The sequence below is a fragment of the Achromobacter deleyi genome (assembly GCF_013116765.2).
Classification (GTDB): Bacteria; Pseudomonadota; Gammaproteobacteria; order Burkholderiales; family Burkholderiaceae_B; genus Achromobacter; species Achromobacter deleyi_A.
The window spans coordinates 3,611,195-3,635,441 of the sequence record NZ_CP074375.1; the positions used below are offsets into that span (position 1 = coordinate 3,611,195).

Annotated in this window: 17 protein-coding genes; 14 read left to right on the plus strand and 3 right to left on the minus strand. The window is 66.7% G+C overall.

All coding sequences use genetic code 11. The features are described 5' to 3' along the window. Window positions 1-62 precede the first annotated feature (62 nt). Both HLG70_RS16195 and HLG70_RS16200 read right to left on the minus strand, forming a co-directional pair. Window positions 63-1,271 (minus strand): CaiB/BaiF CoA transferase family protein, encoded by a 1,209-nt coding sequence (locus HLG70_RS16195; RefSeq protein ID WP_171661949.1) that lies wholly within the window; start codon window positions 1,269-1,271, stop codon window positions 63-65. 178 nt (window positions 1,272-1,449) lie between these two features. Further along, on the minus strand, window positions 1,450-2,376 hold the full coding sequence (locus HLG70_RS16200; protein ID WP_171661948.1) for a LysR family transcriptional regulator: 927 nt from the start codon (window positions 2,374-2,376) through the stop codon (window positions 1,450-1,452). Window positions 2,377-2,496: 120 nt separating this feature from the next. Here HLG70_RS16200 and HLG70_RS16205 point away from each other — a divergent pair, with 120 nt between their 5' ends. Further along, window positions 2,497-3,561, plus strand: a complete 1,065-nt coding sequence (locus HLG70_RS16205) for an RDD family protein (RefSeq protein WP_171661947.1) — start codon at window positions 2,497-2,499, stop codon at window positions 3,559-3,561. A 28-nt stretch (window positions 3,562-3,589) separates the two neighbouring features. Continuing rightward, window positions 3,590-5,125, plus strand: coding sequence for a tetratricopeptide repeat protein (locus HLG70_RS16210; protein WP_171661946.1), 1,536 nt, complete (start codon window positions 3,590-3,592; stop codon window positions 5,123-5,125). A gap of 34 nt (window positions 5,126-5,159) precedes the next feature. Here the strand turns inward: HLG70_RS16210 and HLG70_RS16215 are convergent, their stop codons facing one another. Then, the gene (locus HLG70_RS16215) at window positions 5,160-6,089 is read right to left on the minus strand and encodes a LysR substrate-binding domain-containing protein (protein WP_171661945.1); all 930 of its coding nucleotides are present in this window, start codon (window positions 6,087-6,089) and stop codon (window positions 5,160-5,162) included. An 86-nt stretch (window positions 6,090-6,175) separates the two neighbouring features. On the opposite strand from HLG70_RS16215, the gene HLG70_RS16220 reads away from it, so the two are divergent. The 12 genes from HLG70_RS16220 to HLG70_RS16275 all read left to right on the plus strand — a co-directional run bounded on the left by HLG70_RS16220 (window position 6,176) and on the right by HLG70_RS16275 (window position 24,156). Next, window positions 6,176-7,099, plus strand: a complete 924-nt coding sequence (locus HLG70_RS16220; RefSeq protein ID WP_171661944.1) for a carbon-nitrogen hydrolase family protein — start codon at window positions 6,176-6,178, stop codon at window positions 7,097-7,099. Between the two features lie 663 nt (window positions 7,100-7,762). Beyond that, window positions 7,763-9,202 carry an SrfA family protein gene (locus HLG70_RS16225; RefSeq protein ID WP_171661943.1) on the plus strand — a complete coding sequence of 480 codons (1,440 nt, stop codon included), beginning with the start codon at window positions 7,763-7,765 and terminating at the stop codon, window positions 9,200-9,202. A 15-nt stretch (window positions 9,203-9,217) separates the two neighbouring features. Next, on the plus strand, window positions 9,218-12,283 hold the full coding sequence (locus HLG70_RS16230; RefSeq protein ID WP_171661942.1) for a virulence factor SrfB: 3,066 nt from the start codon (window positions 9,218-9,220) through the stop codon (window positions 12,281-12,283). Beyond that, window positions 12,280-15,036: a putative virulence factor gene (locus HLG70_RS16235; RefSeq protein WP_171661941.1), complete on the plus strand. Its 2,757-nt coding sequence runs from the start codon at window positions 12,280-12,282 to the stop codon at window positions 15,034-15,036. The genes HLG70_RS16230 and HLG70_RS16235 overlap by 4 nt, the downstream gene beginning before the upstream one ends. A 3-nt stretch (window positions 15,037-15,039) precedes the next feature. Then, window positions 15,040-16,026 (plus strand): hypothetical protein, encoded by a 987-nt coding sequence (locus HLG70_RS16240; protein WP_171661940.1) that lies wholly within the window; start codon window positions 15,040-15,042, stop codon window positions 16,024-16,026. Then, a complete protein-coding gene (locus HLG70_RS16245; RefSeq protein ID WP_171661939.1) occupies window positions 16,023-18,011 on the plus strand; it encodes a vWA domain-containing protein in 1,989 nt (662 codons plus the stop codon). Before HLG70_RS16240 ends, HLG70_RS16245 begins: the two co-directional genes overlap by 4 nt. A gap of 65 nt (window positions 18,012-18,076) precedes the next feature. Beyond that, entirely contained in the window at window positions 18,077-18,715 is a 639-nt protein-coding gene (locus HLG70_RS16250; protein ID WP_234103532.1) for an ABC transporter ATP-binding protein, read from the plus strand. 4 nt (window positions 18,716-18,719) lie between these two features. Next, entirely contained in the window at window positions 18,720-19,931 is a 1,212-nt protein-coding gene (locus HLG70_RS16255) for an ABC transporter permease (protein ID WP_171661937.1), read from the plus strand. Beyond that, the gene (locus HLG70_RS16260) at window positions 19,921-21,495 is read left to right on the plus strand and encodes an SUMF1/EgtB/PvdO family nonheme iron enzyme (protein WP_213697124.1); all 1,575 of its coding nucleotides are present in this window, start codon (window positions 19,921-19,923) and stop codon (window positions 21,493-21,495) included. The genes HLG70_RS16255 and HLG70_RS16260 overlap by 11 nt, the downstream gene beginning before the upstream one ends. 23 nt (window positions 21,496-21,518) lie before the next feature. Beyond that, window positions 21,519-22,253 (plus strand): Rz1-like spanin outer membrane subunit, encoded by a 735-nt coding sequence (locus tag HLG70_RS16265; protein WP_171661936.1) that lies wholly within the window; start codon window positions 21,519-21,521, stop codon window positions 22,251-22,253. 9 nt (window positions 22,254-22,262) lie between these two features. Then, window positions 22,263-22,757, plus strand: coding sequence for a hypothetical protein (locus tag HLG70_RS16270; RefSeq protein ID WP_171661935.1), 495 nt, complete (start codon window positions 22,263-22,265; stop codon window positions 22,755-22,757). Between the two features lie 7 nt (window positions 22,758-22,764). After that, window positions 22,765-24,156 (plus strand): VWA domain-containing protein, encoded by a 1,392-nt coding sequence (locus tag HLG70_RS16275; protein WP_171661934.1) that lies wholly within the window; start codon window positions 22,765-22,767, stop codon window positions 24,154-24,156. Window positions 24,157-24,247: the final 91 nt, after the last annotated feature.

Genomic DNA, 24,247 nt, shown 5'->3' on the forward strand with positions numbered 1-24,247 from the left:
CCTCTTTGATGGATGTCTTGGCGGTCTTCGCCGCCTCGACAGGGCCAGGCGCTATGGCCTGGTCAAGCAATGACTCCCGCAGCGCGCAAGGCTTCGATGCGCGCGGCATCCAGGCCCAGGCCCTGCAGAATCGCGTGCGTCTGTCCGCCTTGGGTGGGCGGGTCGAACCGCTTGCCCGCCTTGCGGCCATCGAACTCGATCGGCAGCGCGGCGGCCGATATCTCGCTGCCGTCCGGCAGCCGGGTCTTGAGCAGCGCGCCGCCCGCGTTCAGGTGCGCGTCTTCCAGCAGATCGTGCGGCTGCCGGATCGGGCCGTAGGAAAGATTGGCCTCCTCCAGCGCCGCGCACAGCGCGTCGGTCTTCCAGGTTTTCAGGATCTCGCCCACGCCAGGCACCAGCCAGGAGCGCGCGGCCTCGCGGTCGACGGCCGTGGCCAGGCGCGGATCGGCGGCCCATTCGGGCGGCAGGAACTTCTGCGCGAAGTTGCGCCATTGCGCATCGCCCACCACCGCGACGAACACCCGGCCGTCGGCGGTTTCGAATACGTCGTACACGCCCCATGGCGGCTTGCGCTCCGCGCCCATGGGCTTGGGCGCCGTGCCCGTCAGCTGGTACTGCGCGATGAACTGGGCCACCAGCAGCAGATTGTTTTCAAACAGGCCCGACCGCACATGGCGGCCACGGCCGGTGGCGTGGCGGTCGTGCAGGGCGGCCAACGCGCCCACCACGCCGAAGGTGCCGCCCAGGATGTCGTTGACGGACGCCGCCACCCGCTGCGGGGTATCGGCGCCGCCATTGATATAGGCCAGCCCGCCCATCATCTGCACCACTTCATCCAGCGCGGTGCGGTGCTTGTAGGGACCCGAGAGAAAGCCCTTGAGCGACACATAGATCAGCCCCGGATTCCCGGCGGCCAGCGACTCGTAGTCCAGCCCGTACTGCGCCAGGCTGCCATCGCGGAAGTTCTCCACCACCATGTCGGTCTGCAGGGCCAGCTTGCGCACCACCTCCTGCCCCTCGGGAGATTTCAGGTCGATCGCCAGGCTCTGCTTGTTGCGGTTGAAGACCGGGAAATAGCCGCTGCCCGACCCCTTCAGCCGGCGTGTGCGGTCGCCGTCTATGGGTTCCACCTTGATCACATCGGCGCCCAGGTCGGCAAGCGACAGGCCGGCGGCCGGCCCCATGATCATGTGGGACAGCTCCAGGACCTTGATGCCGCGCAGGGGCAGTTCGGAACTATCCATGAAGGGTGAAGCCGGTGCTGCGGTCATCAACGTTTTCCTCGTGCCTGCCGGTTGTATGAATGGGCGGCGGCGAGGGGAATCAGGCTTGCCGCCGCCGGAATGCATCCATGATCGCGGGCATGCGCGGGCAACGGGTAGCGGTCTTTCAGCACGGGGGCATTCTCGTTTCGGAACGTCCGGGTTAGCCCTGCCCCGCATCCGCGCGTCAGGACTGGCCCGCGGGCAGCACCCCCAGGTGCGCCAGCAGGGCGCGCGCGGCGGGCGACAGCGATTCCGGATCCCGCACTGCAATACATATGGGCGTGCTGGACCATGGGCCGGCCAGCGGAATGAAACGGATGTCCAGGTGCGCGTGGCGAGGCTTCAGGTAATGCGGCACCACGGCAACGCCCATGCCGCGCGCCACCAGCATGCAGATGGTCTCGTGCGAACTGACCCGCGCGCTGATGCGGCGCGTCACGCCTGCGTCGCGCGCCGCCTGTTCGAACACGCTGCTGATGCCGTTGTCTCGGTTCAGCTCGATCTGTTCGAACGGCAGCAACTGCGCATAGTCCAGGGTCTCGCGGTCGGCAAGCAGATGCTGGCCCGGCACCACGGCCGCCAGCTCGCAATGGCCACAGGGAAACACTTGCAGGCCGTCATGGCCGAAATCCGATCCAGCCGCCACGTCCGCCTGGCCGTCCAGCACCGCGCGGAACGCCGCCTGGGTCGTGTCCTCTTCCAGCGAGATGTCGATTTGCGGATACGCCCGCCGGAACGACTGGATCTGCGCCGGCAGTTCGCCCGACAGGGCCGCCACGCTGACCGCCAGCCGGATATGCCCGCGCACGCCGGTCGCGAATCCCGCCATGTCGCGATGCATGCGGTCCATGTCCCGCAGCACCCGGCGCACATGCGCGGCCAGCGCGTCGCCGGCTGGCGTCGGCTGCACGCCCTTGACGCCGCGCTCCAGCAGCGGCACGCCAAAGGCCTCTTCCATTTCCGACATGCGCTTGCTGACGGCGGAAGGCACGATGTTTTCGCGGGCGGCGGCGCGCGCCAGGCTGCCCTCCTCGAGCGCGGCAAGAAAAAGACGCAGGGAAACGGGATCGATATCGCGCGGCGGCGGCGGGGCGGGCTGGGTCGGTTTCATGGCGCAAAGTGTCGTGCTTTGCCCGCCCTCATAGGGATCGGGGTTTTCCCGATCGGGGCGACATGGGTATCATCCGCAGTCCCGCCGCCCCACGGCCCCAGCCTACAGACCCGACCATCCATGCAATGCCCACGCTGCAACTGGCAGAACCCCGCCGCCAATAAGCAGTGCTTCAGCTGCAATGCCCCCCTGCCCGTGAAGCCCGCCGCCGCGCCCGCGCAGCGAGCCGCCCCGGTCGGCAATGCCCCGGTCTTTCCCAGCATCTGGCCCCGGCTGGGCGCCACCGCGATCGACGCGATCTTCATGGCGGCGGCCATGGTGGGCCTGGCAATGGCCGCCTCATACACCTATCAAGGACTGACCGGAGCGGACCGGCCCGTGCTGCTGGCAATCGCCGCCGGACTGACAGGCTGGCTGCTGCCCGCCTTCATGGACGCCTGGGGCAATGGCTCCCCCGGCAAGCGGCTCCTGAAGTTGCGGGTCGTGACGCGCAAGGGCAGCGCGCCCGGGCTGCTGCGCTCGATCTGGCGGCATACGCTGAAGTACACGCTGAACGTGGTCCTGCCCGGCATCTTCCACCACATACAGCAGACCATTTTTGGCGAGCGCGCCATGCATAACTCCCTGGCCGGCACTCATGTCGTGTCCAGTCAGGCGAATCCGCGGGCCGTGCTGCCCGCGGTGGCCCAGGCCCGCGCCGTCACGGGCGCCGGCCGGTTCCTGTTCATCGTGTTCGGCGTGGTGGCGCTGGTCCTGGGCGGCGTGGTGATCGGCGTGGTCGCCCTGGACAAGGACGAAGGCGACAATCCCTTGCGTTCCGAAGTCATCCACCTGGACCTGGTGTCGGACCCCGTGCGCATGCTCGCGGAAAGCCACTACCAGCGCACCAGGACGTTCGCCCCCGACATGGCCGCCATCGGCGTCACGCCTGAATCGCTGAAAGCCAGCGGCTTCAGCAAGCTGGAGATGAATCCCGTCAACGGCGTGCTGCGCTTCACCATCGCCGGCGAACCGGGCACCGCGCAAGTTCCGTCGCTGGGCGGCAAGCACCTGGTCTATCTGCCCGAGCTGCGCTCGGAAAAGAAGGGCGGCGGCATACGCCGTTGGCAATGCGGCAGCGACGACATCCCCCGCCAGGACCGCCCCTACAGCTGCCGCCACGAAGCCGGCGCCGTGGCGCGCTAGCCCGACCCTCTGAATACGGAACCACCGCATGTCCAGCCTGATCGAATCCATCCACCGCGCCGACGACGGCAACGACCATGCGCAAATGCTGGCCTTGTGCGAGCAGGGGCTGCGTGAACAGCCTGCTTCCGCCGTCATGTGGGCGCTGCGCGCCCGCTATCACGACAAGCGCCGGGCATACGCCGCGCGCGAGTCCGACCTGCAGCGGGCGTTTTCCCTGGATCCGCAGTGCGCGGATGCCATCCGGGTGCAGGCCACCGCGCTTTACGACGCGGACGAACGGCAGGAAGCCTGGCGCATCCTGCGCGACGCCCGCGCGCGCGCGCCCTCGCATTTCGGGCTGATGATGTCCGAAGCCTATCTGCTGATCAATGACCGCCGGCTGGACGACGCCATCGAATGCTGGACGCGCGCCGCGCAGCTGCGCCCGTCCGCCGCCGCGCCGCATTGCTATATAGGATCCAACCTGCACAACGCCGGGCGCTACGAGGATGCCCTGCCCCACCACAAGCGCGCCGTCGCCCTTGCGCCCAACAATGGCATGTTCCTTTACGACGCGGGCAACAACTATCGCCGCCTGGGCGACCTGAACAACGCCATCGCGATGTTCGACCGCGCCCGCGCCATCCTGGGCGAGGAGAACGCCATCCAGCACAACCGCGCCTCGTGCCTGCAGGCACTGGAACGCCACGAAGACGCGGTGGAAGAATGGACCAGCCTGCTGCGCCGCGAGCCCGACTGGGACTGGCCCCTGGAGGGCAAGGCACGCTCCCTGCACCGGCTGGGCCGGGCCGACGAGGCTGCGCCGCTGTGGCGGCGCCTGGACGCACTGTCGGACAACGGCTGGGAAGGCCGCAAGGAACAGGCCCGCGAGTATGTGCGCAGCGGTGATCCCGAGTTGGCCGAACAGGTGTTGCAGGGGCTGGACCCGCTGGCCAGCGGCGACGCCCAGCTGCTGTTCGTCGCCGGCAACGCGCAGCGCGACCAGCGTTGCTGGGAAGAAGCCTTGACCTATTACCTGCGCGGCTATGAGCTCGCGCCCGACAACGATTTCCTGCCCGGCAACGCCGCCGACATGCTGAACCGGCTGGAACGCTACGATGAAGCCCTGCCTTTGTCCGAAGTGGCGATCTCGCTGGATCCCGACTGGCTGAAGTGGCGCCGCGCCCGCATCGAAGCGCTGACCCACCTGGATCGCGCGGCCGAGGCCGTGGCCGACGCCGACCGGGCCATGGCGCGCTGGCCGGATAGCGGCCCGCTGCAAGCCGAGCGCGTCAATGCGCTGACCGCCGCCGGTCAGTACGAAGAGGCGCTCTCGGCCTGCGACCGTCTCATCGCGCTGGATCCGGACTACCGCAGCTGGTCGCTGTTTTCGCGCGGCGAGATCTACGGGCACATGAAGCGCCACGCGGAATCGGCCATGGCCTTCCGCCAGGCGTCCGCCTCGTACCAGCAAAACGGCAAGCCCCATTTCCAGGAGGTAGCGATGAATAATGCGCTGGCGGCGGAAGCGGCCGCGGCCGCTCCGCGTGGCTTCCTGGGCCGCCTGTTCGGCCGCAAGTAGGCGCAGCCGGACGGGCTGATGGCCCGGCTTGCGCCTAGGCGCCCGCCCAGTCGTAGCCGTCCAGCAGCGCCAGCAGGCAACGTCTGACGGCCGCCACGGCCTCGTCGCGCAAGGCGTCGGCGCGCCATCCCAATTCGATCGCGTACCCCGGCATCGCCACCGGGCAAGGCAGCATGCGCAAGCCCGACGCCGCCGCCAGACCATGCGCGGCGTGCGCCGGCAGGGTCGCCAGCGACTCGCCGCCCTGCAGCAGGAATGCCAGCGCCGAGAAATGCGTGGTCGCCGCCTGCACCCGGCGGGTCAGGCCCAGGCCATGCAGCACCTCGTCCACCACGCCGATGAAGCCGCCCGAGGACACCAGCACATGCTGGCGGCGCGTGAACTCTTCCAGCGTCAGGCTGGTCTGCCCCGGCGCCAGCGTCGCCGGGTCCAGCAGGCAGGCATAGCCCCCCTGCCCCACGGTCACGTGTTGCAGCGCTGGCGCGGTCAGGCCGCCCGATACGATCACCAGGTCCACCTCGCGCGCCATCAGCATGTCGGCGGCCAGCCGGCTGTGCGTCTGGCGGAAGATGATGCGCAGGCCCGGCGCGCGATCCTCCAGCGCCTGGATCACGTCCCGTCCCAGTGCAATCTCGAAATCATCCGACAGCCCCAGGGTCACCGACCGTCCCGCGTATCCGTCGGTGCCCGGGCGCGCCAGGGACAGGCTCTGCCTGCATTTGTCCAGCGCCTCGCCAATGACGGGCCGCAGTTCGCGGGCGCGCAGACTGGGCGTCAGGCCCCGCCCCGTACGCGTAAAGAGAGCGTCTCCGTACAAGGCGCGCAATCGCCCCAGCGCGGCGCTGACGGCCGATTGCGTCACGCCCAGCCGCAAGGCGGCCCGGCCCGCGCCGCCCTCGTCGTAAATCGCCTCGAACACCTTGAGCAGATTGAGGTCAGCGGACTCGATATCAACTCTGTTCATATCACTTATCTTTGCACTGGATTGATTGATTTTAGGGCGCACCAGACACTACAGCCTTCACAGCCACTCCGCCCACAGGAACAACCATGCCCGCCACCACCGTTGCCGCCTTGCAGATCGGCTCCGCCCCCGAAGGCAAAGCCCGCACCCTGGAACACATCCTGGCCTTCGAATCCGACATCGCCGCCTCGGGCGCCTCGCTGGTCGTCATGCCCGAGGCGCTGCTGGGGGGCTATCCCAAGGGCGAGATCTTCGGCACCCGGCTGGGCTACCGCCTGCCGGAAGGCCGCGAGGCGTTCGCCCGCTACTACGACAACGCGATCGAGGTGCCGGGCCCCGAAACCGAGGCGCTGGCCGGCCTGTCGCAGCGCACCGGCGCCAGCCTGGTGGTCGGCGTGATCGAACGCGGTGGCAACACGCTGTACTGCACCGCCCTGTTCTTCGAACCCGGCATCGGCCTGGCCGCCAAGCACCGCAAGCTCATGCCCACCGGCACCGAACGCCTGATCTGGGGCCAGGGCGACGGCTCGACCCTGCCCGTCGTCGACGCCGCCGCCGGGCGGATCGGCGGCGCCATCTGCTGGGAAAACCACATGCCGCTGCTGCGCACCGCCATGTACGCCAAGGGCGTCGAGATCTGGTGCGCGCCCACGGTGGACGAGCGCGACATCTGGCAATGCTCGATGCGCCACATCGCCCATGAAGGCCGCTGCTTCGTGGTCAGCGCCTGCCAGGTGCAGCCCTCGCCCGCCGAACTGGGCCAGGACGTACCCGGCTGGGATGCCAACCGCCCGCTGATCAACGGCGGCTCGGTCATCGTCGGGCCGCTGGGCGACGTGCTTGCCGGCCCCTTGCAGGGCAAGACCGGCCTGCTGACCGCGCGGATCGACACGGCGGAACTGGTGCGCGCCCGCTACGATTTCGACGTGGTGGGCCATTATTCACGGCCCGACATATTCTCGCTGACCGTTGACGAACGTCCTCGTCCGCCCGTCAAATTCATTTCATGAATGCCGGGCTGCATGAAATATGGCCCTAAACCCATGCGGCCGTGGTGGTATAGTCTCGCCCGCTGCCGGCCCTTACGGGGCCGCGCAACGCCCGAGTGGTGAAATTGGTAGACACAAGGGACTTAAACTAATTTGAGCCCTTTGGGGGAAACTCCAAAGGTGTAGCCCGTCAAACTCGGCGAAGGCCCTGGACCCGTTCCGCGCTAACGCCGAGCCAAGCCCCGGTTGAAAAACCAGGGAAGGTGTAGAGAGCAGACGGCGGGCACCTAAGGCCTACAGGCTATGGTGAAGGCGTGCTCCAGACCACGAACAGCGCACCCCCGCTGGCGGCGAAAGCCGAAGTGGTAAGAAAATCCCTCGGCCTCGCGGCCGTACCGGTTCGATTCCGGTCTCGGGCACCACCCCCCTCCTCCAGCGCACCGCCGCGGCAGCGGCCGAGCCGTCGCGCCCCCCTCCAGATCGCGGATCAACCGACCTCCCAGGCGACGCCGCGAACCATTTTTCACGTAACAAAATAATTTTATATATTTCCAACAGCCTGAATCGGTGCCTTAGATACCCTTTATTTGAAACTGTTGAAATATTAGTTACCTTTTTGACACGCCTGTATTTACTTGTTAACGTTCCGCGCGAGTTTTGACATGTTAACTATTCTGGGGACAGGTGTTGGGCGCATTACTGCGAAGTGGAAATACGGGCGCCTTCATCGCGCTTGGAGAGACTGGTCGTCCTGTCTATAGGGCAGCGTTGCAGCTGCGCGAAGCCGTCAAGCGCAAGCATGCGGATCTGGCCGATCATTTCGCCATTCCCCAGAGCAATCAGGTGGGCGACCAGATTGATTGGTATGCCCCATTCGAGGGCGATGTCATCCCCTGGACCGCCGCCACCGAAGAAGAACGCGCGCCCGCGCGGGCGAAGCTGGAGGAAGTCCGCGCCACGCTCAAGCTCATGAGCGCCAATCTGCTGGACGGCGCCAATGGCGAGCCACAGGGGGACCGCGCGGTCTTGGCCAAGCTGCTGACCCGCGTCATGAATTTTCCGGACGAGAGCTTCGTCTACCTCGTGGCGGGCAAGCCGGTCCTGACGTTCTGGGGATTCGACCACACCCGCACGCCGCACGACCGCAATCCCCTGCAATGCCTCTACCCGGGCGCCACGCCGGTCGCGCCGCCCGTTCCGGTCGCGCCCCCGGTGGTGGCTCCGGTGGCAGCCGCCGCCGCGCCCGTCATCGCCGCCGCCGGCCGCCCGTGGTGGCATTGGCTGCTGCTGGCCCTGGCTCTGGCGCTGCTGCTGGCCCTGCTGCTGTTCGGCTTGCGCGCCTGCGGCCCGCGCGTCGGCATCAACATCCCCGGCTTCACCTTGCCTGCGGTCTCGGTACCGGCGCCCGACATCAACCTCCGGCAGCCCGCCGTGACCGTTCCCACCGGCACCCTCACCACCGGCACCGGCCTCGTGCCGGCGGCGGGCGGCGCGGTCGCGCCCGCAGGCGGCGCCGTCGCGCCTGCGGGCGGCCTGGCTGCCCCTCCGTCCGGCGGGGCGCCCGATCCCTCGGGCATCAACCCGCTGACGCCCCCCGGCGCCGACGCCAAGACGGCGCCCTCCGCTCCCCTTACGCCCCCGGGCGGTCCCGCCACGCCACCGGCGGGGCCGGACGCGGCGCCCAACCCTGCGCCCGCTCCGGCTCCTCCCCAACTCCCCCCGGCTCAAGGGCAAGCCACGCCGCCGGCGGGCGCGCCCCTGGCCATGCCGCCCAACCTGCCCGACGGCAACGCCAGCTTCCTGAATGGCAACTGGCGCGCGGGCGCCGGCATCCAGGACGCCCGCACCGGCCAGCCGCTGCGCCTTGAATATCAATTCAACGACGGCAAGGGCAATGTGACCGTACGCCGCGGCGACGGCGTGGCGTGCTCCGCCCCCGTGGCCGCGACGATGAAGAACGGTTCGCTGGCCATGTCCAGCGCCGAACAGGCCAACTGCGGCGACGGCGGCAAGTACGACATGCCGCAAGTCAGCTGCAAGCCCGGTGCGCAGACGATCGCCGACTGCACCGGCACGTACGGCAAAGATCAATTCCCCCTGTCGATGCGACAGGCTAGCCAATAACGGTAGTCCCACACCATGCTTCCAGAAGTCCCCGTCTTCGAAGAAACAGTCAGCCTGGTCAGCGACACCGGCATCCAGTTCATGGACTTTGCGGCCAGGCTCGATCCCCGCAAAGCAGTCGCGGGCGAATTCGCCACCCTGTCGAACACCCTGCTCACGCGCCTGTTCTATAACGCCGAGCGCGATTTCCACTTCCACGAGCCCGAAGCGCAGAAAGTGGAGCGGCTCCGGCCGCATTTCAGCCTGGACATGAAAAGCAGCCTGGACCTGTATGACGGGGTCTGGCTGCCGGTGCCGTTCTTTCGGCACATGCCGCCCTACCGCTATGACGAAGGCCCCGCCAACTGGGCGCGCCTGCGCATGGTCAAGCTGCCCGAGCCGGATATCGACGGCAACACCCACCGGGTGACGATCGCCTTCGACACCCGCATCGCGCCCTCGCGCGAAGACACGCGCTACCTGGCGCCCAACGACGAGGACGTCCGTTCGGGCTCCACGTTCAAGCTGGCGACCACGACCCGCGAAATGCACTGGTTCCTGGAGCAGCCCTGGGTATCGGAATGGCTGCTCGAAGTCTTCAATGAAGGCAACAAGCGCCGCGACCGCCAGGATCTGGACGACGAGATCAAGCAGAACTACCAGCAAGCGCACTACCTGAACCTGCTGAGCCTGTTCGGCAAGCCCTCGGACGCCACCGGCGACATCCATGCCGCCGCGATCGAAGTGCCGGTCATCGTCGTGGTGTCGAGCCAGTCCCACGTCTCCAACAGCACCATCCCCGTCGATCTGGTGCTGGACGTCGGCAACTCGCGCACCTGCGGCATCCTGATAGAAAACCACGGCCAGGCCGGTTCCGGCCTGAAGCAGAACTACGTGCTGCAGCTGCGGGACCTGACCCAGCCCGAACACATCTACGCCCAGCCCTTCGAGAGCCGCGTGGAGTTCTCGCAGGCGGATTTCGGCAAAGACCATTTCTCGGTCAAGAGCGGCCGCCCCGGCGCCTTCCAGTGGCCCACCATCGCGCGCGTCGGCGCCGAAGCCGGCCGCCTGGCCAGCCGCCGGCGCGGCACCGAGGGCTCCACGGGCCTGTGCAGCCCGAAGCGTTATCTGTGGGATGAAAAGGCCTACGGCCATGGCTGGCGCTTCAACTGCGCCTACGTCAAATCCGAGAACGAGCCCTATGCCACGGCGGCCCCCTTCTCGCACCTGATCAATGAAACGGGAGAGGCGCTCTACAGCCTGCCTCCCGACGATCGCCTGCAGGCGTTCATTCCGCAGTACTCGCGCAGTTCGCTCATGACCTTCATGCTGGCGGAAGTCCTGACGCAAGCGCTGTCCCAGATCAACAGCCCCGCCCAGCGTTCGCGCCAGGGCCATTCGCGCACGCCGCGCCAATTGCAGAACGTCATCCTGACCGTGCCGCCGGGCATGCCGCAGGCCGAACGCAGCATTCTGCAAAAGCGCATGCACCAGGCCGTCGGCCTGGTGTGGAAGAGCCTGGGCTGGCACGCGGGCGAAGAAGCGCCGCACGGACCGGACAAGGTGGTCGAGCCCACCACTCCCACGCCGCAGATCCGCGTGGAATGGGACGAGGCGTCTTGCGGACAGCTGGTCTACCTGTACACGGAACTGAACGAGAACTTCGCCGGGCATCCCGAGGAATTCTTCGACATGCTCGCGCGCGCCGACAAGACGGACCGCGAACGCATCACGCTGGCCACCATAGATATCGGCGGCGGCACGAGCGACCTGGTGATCACGGATTACAGCCTGGACCGCAGCGGCAGCGCCGGATCGGGCAGCAATGTCCATATCGTTCCGGAGCAGCGCTTTCGCGACGGCTTCAAGATTGCCGGCGACGACATCCTGCTGGACGTCATCCAGGAATTCGTGCTGCCCGGCTTCGCGCAGGCCCTGCAGGCCGCGGGCGTCGCCTCGCCCAATGCCTTGATGTCCAAGCTCTGCGGCGACGAAACCACCAGCGCGCAGGATTCCATCCTGCGCCAGCAGCTCAACCTGCAGGTGTTCACGCCGCTTGGCCTGGAGCTGCTCAAGCGCTACGAGCAATTTGATCCCGAAGCGCCTTCGGTTCCCGGCACCCATGCCTATGGCGAGCTGCTCGACAAGGAAACGGTCAGCGAAGCGGTGATCGCGTATGTGGACAACGCCGTGCGTCGCGACCTGGGCCGCCCGGCCGCGTTCGACCTGCTGTCCGTCCCCTTCTCGATCAACCTGCAAGCCCTGCACGCCGCCTTCCTGGGCGACAAGATCAACATCTGCAAGACCTTGAGCGCCTTGTGCGAAGTCGTCTCGCAGTATCCGTGCGACGCCCTGCTGCTGACCGGCCGCCCGTCCCGGCTGCCGGGCGTGCAGGCCTTCATCCGCAAGATGATGCCCCTGCCTCCGGGCCGCATCCTGCCGATGCAGAACTATCGCACCGGCGGCTGGTATCCGTTCCACAAGAACGGCTTCATCGATGATCCGAAGAGCACCGCGTCGGTCGGCGCCATGCTGTTCCTGCTGTGCGCCAACCACAGCGTGCCGAATTTCTACTTCCGCACCTCGGCGCTCAAGCCTTATTCGACCATCAAGCATATCGGCGTCATCGACCTGAACAACGTCATCAAGGACGAGGACGTCATCTACCGCGACATCCAGTCGGCCGAAGGCCGCATCCGGCTGCCGACGGTCGGCGCCGGCGACGAGGAAGCCACGGTGTCGTTCGCGGTGCGCGGCGATACGCGGCTGGGGTTTCGCCAGTTGCGGGCCGAGCGCTGGGCCGCGACGCCGCTGTACAGCCTGCGCCTGAAGGAGTCGGCGCGCCAGAAGTTCGCGCGCGCCAGCGTGCCCCCCGGCGAAGCCCCGTACCTGCGCGTCAGGTTGCAGGTGCTGGCGGACAAGAACGCCGAAAAGCAAGGGCTGCTCAGCGACAAGCTGGGCATCGAAAACGTCGACACCAACTGCATAGGCGTGACCTTCAATGCGCGGGCCGACCTGGAACTGGAACTGAACACCATGCTCGACGCCGGTCTGAGCGATACCAAGTACTGGCTGGACAGCGGGAGCGTGAAACGTAAATGAGCAATCTTCCTCCTCAACAGGCACAGTTGGCCGACCGCTGGGCCGCCATCCATGACGGCGCCGCCCGCGGCATCGAGTGGATCGGCGCCACGCGCGCCGACTCCAAGCGGCTCGACAGCGAAGCCGACGACATCACCCTGCGCCTGCACCGCGCGCGCAATACCGCGCGCGTGCTGGGCCGCGCCAGCACAACTCCGATGGGGCTCGGCTTCTTCGGCCTGTCCCAGGCAGGCAAGTCGTATCTGATCTCGGCGCTGGCCGCCGGAGAGAACGGCAAGCTCGAAACCCGCTTCGACGACGAGCTGATCGACTTCCTGGTGCACGTGAACCCCACCGGCGGCGGCAAGGAAGCCACAGGCCTGGTGACGCGGTTCACCCATCGCGCCAGCCCCGCGCCCGCCGGCTACCCGATTGCGCTGAAGATCTTCAACGAAGTCGAAATCGCCAAGATCCTGGTGAACTCGTACTTCAACGACTTCAACCACCAGCAGATCACCTATCACCTGGACGAGGAGCGCATCGAAAAGATGCTGGCTCGCTTCGAGGGCCTGGGCGACGGGCCGCTGGTGCCGGGCGTCACCGCCGACGACGTGGTGTCGCTCTGGGACTACGCCCATCAGCAGTTCTCCAAGTACCTGAAGAAGCTGGAGCTGGGCTACTGGCAGCGCGCCATGAAGCTCGCGCCGCGCCTGTCCGGCGCCCAGCGCGCCGAACTGTTCTCGATCCTGTGGGATGAGCTGCCGCAGCTCACGCGCCTGTATACGCAGCTGGCCAATACGCTGCGCGATCTCGGCCATCCGGAATCCGTGCAGGCGCCGCTGGAGGCCCTGGTCGCGCGCGGACCCGACGGGCTGCGCCAGGTCGACAGCATCATGAACGTCGATACGCTGTCGCGCCTGGGCTCGCCCGGCGAACGCTCCATCCGCGTCATGCCGATGTCCGAGGACAAGCCCGGCGCACCGGTCAGCCTGACGGTGGGTCAACTGGCGGCGCTGACGGCCGAGCTGATCTTTCCGCTGATCAATGAATCCACCGATGCCGGTACGGCCTCGGTCGATCTGCTGGACTTCCCGGGCTACCGCGCCCGGCTGCGCCTGCTCAACCTGGACGAACACGCCAACTCGGACATGGGCAGCAGCCCCACCTCGCAGGTTCTGCTGCGGGGCAAGGTCGCCTATCTGTTCGAACGCTACACCGACAACCAGGAAATGAACGGCCTGGTGATCTGCACCGCTTCCGACAAGCAAAGCGACGTGACGGAAGTGGGCGGGGTCCTGACGCGCTGGATCAACAAGACGCAGGGCGCCAGCGCCGCCGAGCGCGGCTCGCGCGACGCCGGCCTGATCTGGGCCATCACGATGCTGGACAAGCGTGTCGGCGCCTCGCTCGAGCACAACGAAAGCCAGCTCAAGGAAGGCTGGGACGGCATGATGCAGGCGACCATGCTGGAGCGGTTCGCGGACCTGTCCTGGATGCAGGAATGGAAGCCCGGCAAGCCTTTCGACAATACCTACCTGGTGCGCAAGCCCAGGATGGCGACGGCCTTCCTGGACCTGCAGGGCGCCGAGGAAACGGGGATCCGTGGCGAACACGGCGACGCCATCCAGCGGATGGCCAAGACCTTCCCGGAAAGCCCGAAGGTTCAACGCCACATCAACCAGCCCGCCGAGGCCTGGGCCGGCATGATGGCGTTCAACGATGGCGGGATCGGGCGCATCAAGCAGCATGTGATCCGCATCTCCGACATCGGATTCAAGCTGCAGCGCATCCAGGAACAGCTCGACGCGACGCTGGCCGAAGTGCTGGGCGGCTGCCTTTCGCGCTGGTATCACCAGGATGGCGGCGACGAGGTCGGCCAGAAGCGCGCAGTCGCCGACATGCTCTGGAAGTCGCTGCAGACGCGCGTGGGCGGGCTGGGTGAATTCATCAAGCTCATGGAATTGCCGCGCGAAATACTGCGCGACCTGTACCTGAGCGGCGCGGCGCACACCGAGGCGCCGTCGCAGGACGAACAGGCCGAAGACGCAGCGCCGCTCTACGGCTTCGACAGCCACGGCAGCCAATCCGACGGCCTGGGCGCCAGTCCGTTCGGCGACTCGCCATTTGGCGATTCCCCCTTTGGCGGCTCGCCTTTCGGCGACGCCCAGGCGGCGCCCGCCGCCGCCCCGGCCAAGACGCGCCCGCCCGAGCTGCAGAGCGTGGACCACCGCTACGCCAAGGCCGTGTTCGCGGCCTGGACCGCGCACCTGCGCCAGCTGCCGCAACGCCCCATGGTGCTGGACGTGCTGCGCATCGAAAAGCAGGTGGCCGAAGCCGCCATCGACGAGATCATCACCGCCGCCAACCGCCTGAAACTTCAGGAGCGACTGTCGGCCGCGCTGCTGGCCCGCGCGCAAAGCGGAGCGAAGCGCGACCAGCTGGTCGAACGGCAGGCGCTGATCGCCCATCTGGTCACCAACGATTTCGTGTCTTGGCTGGGCTACCTGGAACAGCCGGTGGAAAAACGTCCATCCAGCTTCGTCGGCGCCAAGGACAAGGTATTCCGCGCCGCGCCGGCCCCGGCCCTGGGCGAGCTGCCGGTGCTGGAGGCCCGCCCCGTTCACCAGGCGCTCGTGTTCCTGGGCGACTGGCTGTCGGGGCTGACGCTCATGACGATCGAGAACGCGGGGCACAGCGAAGGCCGTGAAATTTCCATCGAGCAGAACGAACGGCTCGGCCTCATTTTGAAGAACATTCAGTCGGACAAGAGATAAGCCATGTGGGTTGATTTACGTACGCTGGGCACGAACCTTCCCGGCCAGGCCTCCTTGGTGGTCAAGCAGTGGACCGGACCGGAAGAAAACCTGGACCTCGCGATCCAGCGCAACCAGGACATGGGCTACCTGCAAGCCGACGGCCGCTGGAGCAGCAATCCGCATTGGTTCCAGATCGCCAGCCTGGAGCGGCAGGGCGACGACCTGGCTGCGGTCGTGGGCAAGGACATTGTCGACCCCTTGCTGGAAACGGTGAATGCCGCCTACCGGCCGATGCTGCGCGTGCGCGGCACGAGCGAGAACGTGCCGGGCAAGATCCTGAAGGTGGCCCGCGAACTGATGCCGTCCGCGGCCGCCGGCAAGACCGCGTCGGGCACGACAACCGGCGAGCTGCCACCGCCCAAGGCCGCCGAACCCGCGGCGCCCGAAGTCGTCGAAGAACCGGTGGCTCCGCCTCCCGCCCCGCCGGAACCTGAACCCCTGCCCCCGACGCCCGAACCCGAACCCGGGCGCAAGCGCCCGCTGGGTCTCTACGCCGGCCTGGCCATCGCCCTGCTGGCCGCCGCCGGCGCCGGCCTGTGGTTCTGGAAGTTCAAGGATCCGGCGCCAGGCCCGGCTACGCCGCCAGCCGCCTCGGCCAACGCCGCCGTCTGCGGCACGGCCAGCATGAGCGGCAAGACCGAGCTGGAGTTCGTCCAGGAATGCGTGAAAGAGAAGCTGGCCTCGCCCGCCATGCTGGACATCATTCTTGACGCCAAGAAGGAAGGCCACTGCGGCATTGCCCAAAGGCTGTATGCAAACAAGGCGCAGGCTGGCGACGTGCTGATCGCCCTGGCCTATGCCAAGGAATACGACCCCAAGTACCACACGGCCTCCAAGTGCTTCGCCACGCCGGACAAGGCGACGGCCGCCTACTGGTACGAGACCGTGCTGGGCGTGGACGCGAACAACGCCGAGGCCAAGGAACGCTTTGAGGAACTGAGCAAATGAAGCTGCATCGCGCATTGACCGTCGGCGCGCCTGCGCTGGCGCTGGGCATGCTCGTCGTCCAGCCCGCGATGGCGGACGTGAAGCCCTTGCTGCAGGAAGGCAAGAAGACCCTGTTCCAGCGCGTGCTCACCACTCCCAGCTGCGAGCTCAGCCCGTCGGCCGGTGCGGCCAAGGGCCAGCCCCTGCCCGCGTTCAGCCGCTATTACGTGTATGAGCGCGCCTCGGCCGCCGGCGCCGACTGGGTGAAGGTCGGCCCGGACAGCTTCGGCAAGACCACCGGCTGGCTCAAGCTGGATTGCACGGTGGAATGGAAGATGCAGCTGACCCTGGCCTTCACCAATCCGGCCAACCGCGACCGGACGCTGTTCTTCAAGGAGCGTTCCAACCTTGAGAAAGCATTGGACGCGCCCGACCCCGTCAGCGTCGTCGCGCCCATCCGCCAGCAGATGAAGACCACGGGCAAGGCACCGAACGTGCTGGCCCAGGAACCCGAGTTCTTCATTGATCTGCAGAAGCAGTTCTACCTCTTGCCCATCCTGAGCGGCGAGGAAGTCATGACGGAAGGCGGCTTTCGCACCCGCATCCTGAACGTGGCCTCCGTCAGCAGCGCGGATCCGGCGCAGAAGAACGCCGACGCGGCGGACGCAGCCGCCGCCTCCGCGGCAGCCTCCGCCAGCAAGATGAAGGAATTCAGCGCCGCGGTCGTGTTCGTCATCGATTCGACGATCTCGATGGACCCTTACATCGACCGCACCCGCGAAGCCATCAAGAAGGTCTACCAGCAGATCGAACACGAAAAGCTGGATAAGCAAGTGAAGTTCGGGCTGGTCGCCTTCCGTTCCAACGTGAAGGCGGTGCCAGGCCTGGAGTACGTCACCAAGATGTACGCGGACCCCAACACCGTCAAGGACGGCGCCGACTTCCTGTCCAAGGTGGCCGACCTGAAGCAGGCCAAGGTATCCAGCAGCGAGTTCGACGAAGACGCCTTCGCCGGCGTGTCGCAAGCCATCGAGCAGGTGGACTGGTCCCGCTTCGGCGCGCGCTACATTGTGCTGATCACCGATGCCGGCGCCATCGAAGGCGACAACAAGCTGTCGGCAACCGGCCTGAGCGCCGACCAGATCCGCCTGGAGGCCGGCAATCCCGGCGTGGCGATCTACACGCTGCACCTGAAGACCCAGGCCGGCGCCAGCAACCACGCCAAGGCGGAAGCCCAATACCGCAACCTGTCCACGTACGCGGGCACCAACACCTCGCTGTACTACCCCGTCAGCGCGGGCAACGTCGCGGAATTCGGCGCCAAGGTGGATGCGCTGTCCAGCGCGATCGCCGCCCAGGTCAAGGCGGCCTACATGGGCGAAGACGCCGTGGGCAGCGCGCTCAACGCCGCGCCGTCGTCCAACAAGCAGACGCAGCAGATGCTGGCCGACGCGGACCTGATCAGCCATGCGATGCGCCTGGCCTATCTGGGCGAAAAGACCGGAACCCGCGCGCCGCCCGTGTTCCGCGCCTGGATCAGCGACCGCGACCTGATCAAGCAGAACATTCCCACGACCGATGTGCGCGTGCTTCTGACCAAGGCCCAGCTCAGCGACCTGAGCGATGTGGTCAAGCAGATTCTGGACGCCGCCAATACCGGACTCATCACGCCCTCGGAAATGTTCGATAAGTTGCGGGCCGTGGCGGCGACGATGGGCGCCGATCCCAACCAGCTCAAGGCAACCGGCAAGGCGAAGGTCGCCGACCTGGGCGTGATGGGGGAATACCTGGACGGCCTGCCGTACCGCAGCGAAGTGCTCAACCTGGATGAAGAAACCTGGAAGAGCTGGGATGCCTTGTCGCAAGAGAAGTTCATCCGCACCTTGAGCACCAAGCTCAGGCACTACCAGCGCTACAACGCCGACGCCGACCGCTGGGTGTCCCTGGCCAAGGGCAGCGACGCGCGCGACGACGTCTATCCCATTCCGCTGGAAATGATGCCCTGATCCCCATGCTTGAGATCAAGGGTTTGGAAGTAAGGAGAGGCACGGCGAAGCAGTCCCACTGCGTGATGCTCGCGGACCTTGCCATCGAAAGCGGCGAGGTCCTGGCCATCACGGGCGAGAGCGGGTGCGGCAAAAGCACCCTGCTCGAAGCCATCGGCCTGCTGCTGGCGCCGCACCGGCTCGAACGGTACGAGCTGGGATCGGCGCGGCGCGACGTCGCCGCGTTGATCAGGCAGAGCGATCAGAGCGCGCTGGCCCGGATCCGCGCCCGCTCGCTGGGCTTCGTGCTGCAAAGCGGCGGGCTGCTGCCGTTCCTGTCGGCGCGCGAGAACATTTCGCTCCCACGGCGCATCCAGGGGATGACGGCGCTGGACGAACGCGCGCTGCATGCCATCGACACCTTGAAGCTGGCGCCGCTGCTGGACCAGCCGCCCGCCGCCCTGTCGGTGGGCGAACGCCAGCGCGTGGCCTTCGTGCGCGCCATTGCGCACCAGCCCGAACTGGTGCTGGCGGACGAGCCGACCGCCGCGCTGGACCCGCACACGGCGCACACGCTGTTCGAACTGTTCCTGCGGATCGTGGCGGACCTTGGCCTGGCCGCCCTGGTGGTTTCGCACGACTGGAAACTCGTGGATGCCTTCGGCCTGCCCAAACTGGTGGCGACCTCCCATCCCGGCAACACCACCTTCGCCAGGGAGCCATAGCGCCATGAACCGCTATCCTCTGCTGGCCCGCCTGGCGGTCAGCGATCTTTGGCACGACCGCAAGGTCTCGCTATGCATCATGGCGTCCCTGATCGCGGTCATTGCGCCACTGCTGCTGCTGTTCGGCCTGAAGTTCGGCGTGATCAGCCAGCTGCAGCAATCCCTGCTGCGCGATCCGGCCAATCTGGAAGTGAAGATGCTCTCCAGCGGCAACTTCGACGCGGCCTGGATAGCGCGGCTCCAGCAACGCCCCGACGTGGGCTTCGCTATCGGCGTGACCCGCTCGCTCAACACCCAGGCGGACCTTTTCCGCAACCGCTCGGCCTTTGTCGAGAACGCCGAGGTCATCCCGACCGACGCGGGCGACCCGTTGGTTCCGCCGGGCGCCCTCCCCCTGAACGGCACGCAGGTCATCCTGAGCGCGGAAGCCGCGCGCAGGCTCGACGCCAAGGTGGGCGAAACCGTGCGCCTGCGCGTCGCCCGCCGGCTGGACGGCGTGCAGGAACGCGGCGAACTGACGCTGGACGTGGTGGACATCCTGCCGCCCGCCCGCTATGCGCGCCCGGCGGTATTTGTCGCCCTGCCCTTGCTGGTTGACCTGGAAAGGTTCCGGGACGGCCGGCTCGTGCCGCGCCTGGGCCTGGAAACCGGCCTGCCGGATGAGGGCAAGGCCGCGGCCTTCGCGCGCGCCCGCGTCTATGCCAGCGATATCGACGGCGTCGAGCCGCTGGCGCTGTGGCTGGCCGGACAACGCATCGAAACGGCAAGCCAGCTGCAGCAGATCAACAACGTGCGCGCCATCAACCGTGTCCTGACGCTGATCTTCGGCGTGATCGCGGGGGCCGCCCTGCTGGGTTGCGTCGCCGCGCTCCTGGGCGCCTTTCTGGCCAACATCGACCGCAAACGGCGCGACCTGGCGGTCTTGCGGCTGCTGGGGTTCACCAGCGCGGGCATAGGCGCCTACGTCGCCTTGCAGGTGCTCGCGCTCAGCGTGGCTGCCTACGCGATCGGCCTGCTGCTCTATCTGGCCGGGTCCACCATCTTCAATCAATTGCTGAGCAGCAGCGGCGCCACCGGCGACTTCGTCTGCGTCATTACACCCGTGCACGCCGCGCTTGCGTTCGCCATCTGCCTGGCCGTCGCCATCGCGGCCTCGGCGGTGGGCTTGCGCCGCGCAATCGCCATTCAACCTGCGGATAGTCTTCGTGAAATCTAACAACGCAACCTCGCTTGGCCTGGCCTTGGCGCTGGGCATCGGATCGCTCTGGGCAGGCCATGCCGCCGCCGCGAAATGGGACGAGAAGGTCTACAACCCCGCGCCCTCCGACGACGATGTGATCTTGCCGATGCGCTGCGACGGCGCCATGGCGTTCCGGAAGGTCTATGTGCCCGTGGGCGGCCCCCTGGACGACTACCCCGTGACCGTCGGCCAGGACAGCGGCGAATGGGGATACATCGAGCAGTCGCGCCCCGTGTTCATCGCCGGGAGCTTCTCCGAGAAGGCAAAGGCCAATTCGCGCTACTACCTGCTGGCCAAGTACGAGATCACCCAGCTGCAATACCAGGTGCTGACCAAGCCGGATTGCCCCGAACCCTCCAACAAACTGCGCCTGCCGCAGACCGACATCGGCTGGCAGGCCGCCATGGCCGCCGCCGACGCCTACAACGTGTGGCTGCGCAAGGATGCCGTGAAATCCATCCCGATGGAGGATGGCATGGCCGGCTTCGTGCGCCTGCCCACCGAGGTGGAATGGGAGTTTGCGGCCCGGGGCGGGCTGGAAGTCGGCACCGCCGAATTCCGCGACACGCGGTATCCGATGCCGGAGGGCCTGAACGGCTACGAGTGGTTCGCCGGCGCGCAGTCCGCGAACGGCCAGTTGCAGCGGGCGGGCCTGCTCAAGCCCAATCCGCTGGGCCTGCACGACATGCTGGGCAACGCCGACGAGATGATCTTCGAGTCGTTCCGCCTGAACAAACTGGATCGCCAGCACGGCCAGGCAGGCGGCTTCATCGTGCGCGGGGGCAACTTCCTTACCGCCCAAGCCGACATGCGCACGGCCGCGCGCAGGGAGCAGCCTTACTACAGCGCGACGAACGCAGGCGCCACCCAGGCCAAGACCACCGGATTCCGCCTTGCCCTCGTGGCGCCCGCGCTCACCTCGCGCGGTCGCATCACGAGTATCGAGAAGGACTGGAAGGCATTGGGCATGGGCCAGTCGCCCGACACGCCGGAAAAGGCGGACCAGGGCGCGGTCAAGCAATTGAGCGAACTGGCTTCGGGCGTGCAGGACAAGGCGCTGCAGGACAAGCTGAAAGCACTGGAAGGCCAGTTGCGGGCCAGCAACCAGCAGCAGGAAGAGGCGCGCGACCTGGCCATCCGGGCCAGCCTGAACCTGGGGTCTTTCCTGTGCACCAAGCTCAAGGACGACGGACTCTATGTCGAGTTCCTGCAAAAGAACTACCGCATGACGTGCGAGTCGGGCGACGCCGACCCTTCCTGCGACAAGCGCAAGAAGCAGCTGGGCGACCAGCAGGACCGCCTGCACAAGCTGGGCCGCTATTACGCGAGCAGCCTGGTCGAGTCGTCCACCTTGTATGGCCAGTCCCTGCTGGAGCGCCAGGTCCCCGTGTTCGAGGAGATCATCACGCGCAACAAGCATCTCCAGGAACTGAAGCCCTACCTGGCGACGCACTGGAAGAATCAGCAGTCCTATTTGAAGACGTCGAAGATCGACATAGAACCCTGGCTAGGCACATGCAAAGCCGTCAATAACAAATAGATTTTTGGAAAAGAGGAACCATCATGCAAGATAAGAAGCAGTCGTGGCGCAGGGCAGCCCTGGGCGCTCTCATGATTACCGTGGCATTGATCTCTGGTTGCGCCAGCACCCAGAGCTCGATGTTGAGCAAGGATGGCGGCACGGTGGATCCGCGCCTGACCGAAAGCTCCGACGCGAAATTCTTCAGCAAGTCCGGTTATCAGGCCTGCGCCGTCAGCGCCCTGGCCGGCGTGCTCGCCTGCACGCTGAGCAACTCCAGCAACAAGGCCGTCTGCGCGATCGCCGCGGGCGTGGCCGCCTGCGGCGTGGCGATGGGCGCGAACTACTATCTTGACTACCGCCGCAGCCAGTACGCCAACACGACCGACCGTCTGAACGCCATCACCGGCGATATCCGCCAGGATACCGACAATGTCATTGCCCGCAGCAACACCGTGCGTGAAGTGATCAAGGACGACCAGGCCCGCCTGGAGAACATCAAGATGGACATGAAGATGGCGCGCACCAATGAAGCGCAAGCCAAGAAGGACCTTGCCAGCGTCGACCTGAACATCGCCAAGATGCGCGAGGAACTGGCGAAGATGCGCGACAAGGTCGACCAGTACCGCGAAGTCTCGGAGACCGAGCGCGCCGCGGCCGGCGCCAAGGGCGGCAAGGAACTCGATGCCGAGATCAACAAGCTGAACGTGCGGGTGGCTTCGCTGCAGAAGGAAGTCGACGGCCTGTATGAACAACGCTCGGCCATCACCCTCGGTTAAGGCGGCATGATGCGAATCCACAGAATCTTGATGCTGGCCGCGGCGACGGCCGTGCTGGCCGGCTGCGCGACGACAGCCGCCGACTGCGACCCGTCCAACAGCGACGTCAGCATACTGACGAAGATGAGTTGCGACGGGTCCGGCCAGTACCGCGGCCACATCGACCGCGCGGAGCAGGACCTGATTTCGGCCCAGGAAGCCAATGCGCGCTTCCGTCAGATTTACGCCGACATCGAGGCCCAGCGCCAGTCCGTGGGGCAGAGCCTGGCCGTGCAGCGCAAGCAGCAGCAGGCGCTGAACAAGTCGACCGGCGAATTGCTGGCCAAGCTGAAGGCGCGCTACGGCAGCCAGAAGGACGTCAAGCAGCAGATCGCGGCCATGGAAGCCAACTTGCAGGCCACCAACACGCTGGCGACCAACCCTGCCGAGATCCAGGCCAAACAGAAGAACCTGCAGGCCCTGCAGGCCAAGGCCAAGCTCCTTCAGGACAGCCTGGACCAATAAGGCAGACATGCAGCGCATCGCACTGGACACCACCGCGAGCGGATCGGACCGGTCTTCGTCAGAGGGCCGGCTCTCTCTGTTGGAACGGTATTGCTCGCCCGTCGTCGCCGAGCTCTATGCGGCGCCGCGCGCGGGCAAGGACGGCGCGATGGAATGGTGGTCGGCCCGCGGCGGGCAACCGATACCCTATGCGCAGCTTGGCCCGGACCAGCAGGCCGCCCTGATGGACAAATACCGGCAGCGCCTGGCCGATATTGAACAGACGGCCGCCGCGCTTGCCGCCAAAGGAGAAGCGCAGCCGGCGGCGGAACTGCGCCGGTTCCTGATCGACAAGCCGGATCCCCGCAGCCTGTACAGCATCGATCAGACGCCGGTGCTGACGAACTGGGATACGCAAACCCCCTCGCCCCCCGTGGTGGTGCCGGTGGCGGCAGCGCCCGTCGAGGCGGCGCCCGGCCGCCGCTGGCTCCTGCCCTTGCTGGCGGTGCTGCTGTTGCTGTTGTTGCTTGCCGCCCTGCTCTGGTGGCACCTGCGCAAGCCCGAGCCCCCGGCGCCCGCGCCGGCCCCGGTGGCGGAGGTTCCCGCGCCCGCCCCCGCCCCCGTGCCGGAGCCGGTCCCCGAGCCGCCAAAGCCCGCGCCTGAACCGGAGCCGGAGCCAACACCCGAGCCCCCGCCCGAACCGCCTCCGGCGCCCGTCCCCGTCAAGGCGGCCGAGCCCGCCTGCGTGCCCAAGCGGCCGACCGACAAACCGCCGGAATTCGTCGTGGTGTTGGACACCTCGGGCTCCATGACGCTCAATATCGCCTCCAGGCGTGAAGACGAACTCTGGTTCTTCGGCATGACGGACGGCCAGCGCCAAAGGCTGCGCGGCGCGGACCTCGACAGGGCCAAGCAGCTCTTCACGAACCCGACCCGCTACCAGGTCGCCGTGAGCGCGATGAAAAAAATGCTCGACGACCTGCCCAAGAACGTCGACACCGGCCTGATCACCTACGCAGGCTGCAAGACCCCGGTCAAGCAAGGCGTATTCACCGCCGCCCAACGGCCGGCGCTCATGTCGGCCCTGCACGCCTTGTCCCCCGAAGGCGGCACGCCCATGGCCGCCAGCCTCCGCGCGGCGGCCGCCATGGTCGACGGCGTGAAGCGCGACGCCGTCATCGTGATGTTCGTGGATGGCGAAGACGGATGCGAGGAGGATCAATGCGCGGTTGCGCGCGAGATCGCGCGCGCCAAGCCGCGCCTGAAGGTGAACATCGTCGACCTGACGGGCAGCCACCTGTCCAGCTGCATCGCCAAGAGCACCGGCGGCCAGGTCTTCAGCTCGCAGGACATCAAGGCCATTCCGCGCCTGCTGCAGAAAGCCAGTTCACAGGCGCTGGCCGAAGGCATGTGCAAGTAGGCGGGCAGTCCCGCCGCTTGCGATGCCATCTCCTAAGGGTATGCCCCAGCAGTCACGGGCGCTGCTTCCGGTTTACCGTACCCATGTTTTG

What these genes read in the sequence shown, in the direction of transcription:
- HLG70_RS16195 (WP_171661949.1), bottom strand. Translation starts at nt 1,271, where the DNA reads ATGACCGCAGCACCGGCTTCACCCTTCATGGATAGTTCCGAACTGCCC.
- HLG70_RS16200 (WP_171661948.1), bottom strand. Translation starts at nt 2,376, where the DNA reads ATGAAACCGACCCAGCCCGCCCCGCCGCCGCCGCGCGATATCGATCCC.
- HLG70_RS16205 (WP_171661947.1), top strand. Translation starts at nt 2,497, where the DNA reads ATGCAATGCCCACGCTGCAACTGGCAGAACCCCGCCGCCAATAAGCAG.
- HLG70_RS16210 (WP_171661946.1), top strand. Translation starts at nt 3,590, where the DNA reads ATGTCCAGCCTGATCGAATCCATCCACCGCGCCGACGACGGCAACGAC.
- HLG70_RS16215 (WP_171661945.1), bottom strand. Translation starts at nt 6,089, where the DNA reads ATGAACAGAGTTGATATCGAGTCCGCTGACCTCAATCTGCTCAAGGTG.
- HLG70_RS16220 (WP_171661944.1), top strand. Translation starts at nt 6,176, where the DNA reads ATGCCCGCCACCACCGTTGCCGCCTTGCAGATCGGCTCCGCCCCCGAA.
- HLG70_RS16230 (WP_171661942.1), top strand. Translation starts at nt 9,218, where the DNA reads ATGCTTCCAGAAGTCCCCGTCTTCGAAGAAACAGTCAGCCTGGTCAGC.
- HLG70_RS16235 (WP_171661941.1), top strand. Translation starts at nt 12,280, where the DNA reads ATGAGCAATCTTCCTCCTCAACAGGCACAGTTGGCCGACCGCTGGGCC.
- HLG70_RS16240 (WP_171661940.1), top strand. Translation starts at nt 15,040, where the DNA reads ATGTGGGTTGATTTACGTACGCTGGGCACGAACCTTCCCGGCCAGGCC.
- HLG70_RS16245 (WP_171661939.1), top strand. Translation starts at nt 16,023, where the DNA reads ATGAAGCTGCATCGCGCATTGACCGTCGGCGCGCCTGCGCTGGCGCTG.
- HLG70_RS16250 (WP_234103532.1), top strand. Translation starts at nt 18,077, where the DNA reads ATGCTCGCGGACCTTGCCATCGAAAGCGGCGAGGTCCTGGCCATCACG.
- HLG70_RS16255 (WP_171661937.1), top strand. Translation starts at nt 18,720, where the DNA reads ATGAACCGCTATCCTCTGCTGGCCCGCCTGGCGGTCAGCGATCTTTGG.
- HLG70_RS16265 (WP_171661936.1), top strand. Translation starts at nt 21,519, where the DNA reads ATGCAAGATAAGAAGCAGTCGTGGCGCAGGGCAGCCCTGGGCGCTCTC.
- HLG70_RS16270 (WP_171661935.1), top strand. Translation starts at nt 22,263, where the DNA reads ATGCGAATCCACAGAATCTTGATGCTGGCCGCGGCGACGGCCGTGCTG.
- HLG70_RS16275 (WP_171661934.1), top strand. Translation starts at nt 22,765, where the DNA reads ATGCAGCGCATCGCACTGGACACCACCGCGAGCGGATCGGACCGGTCT.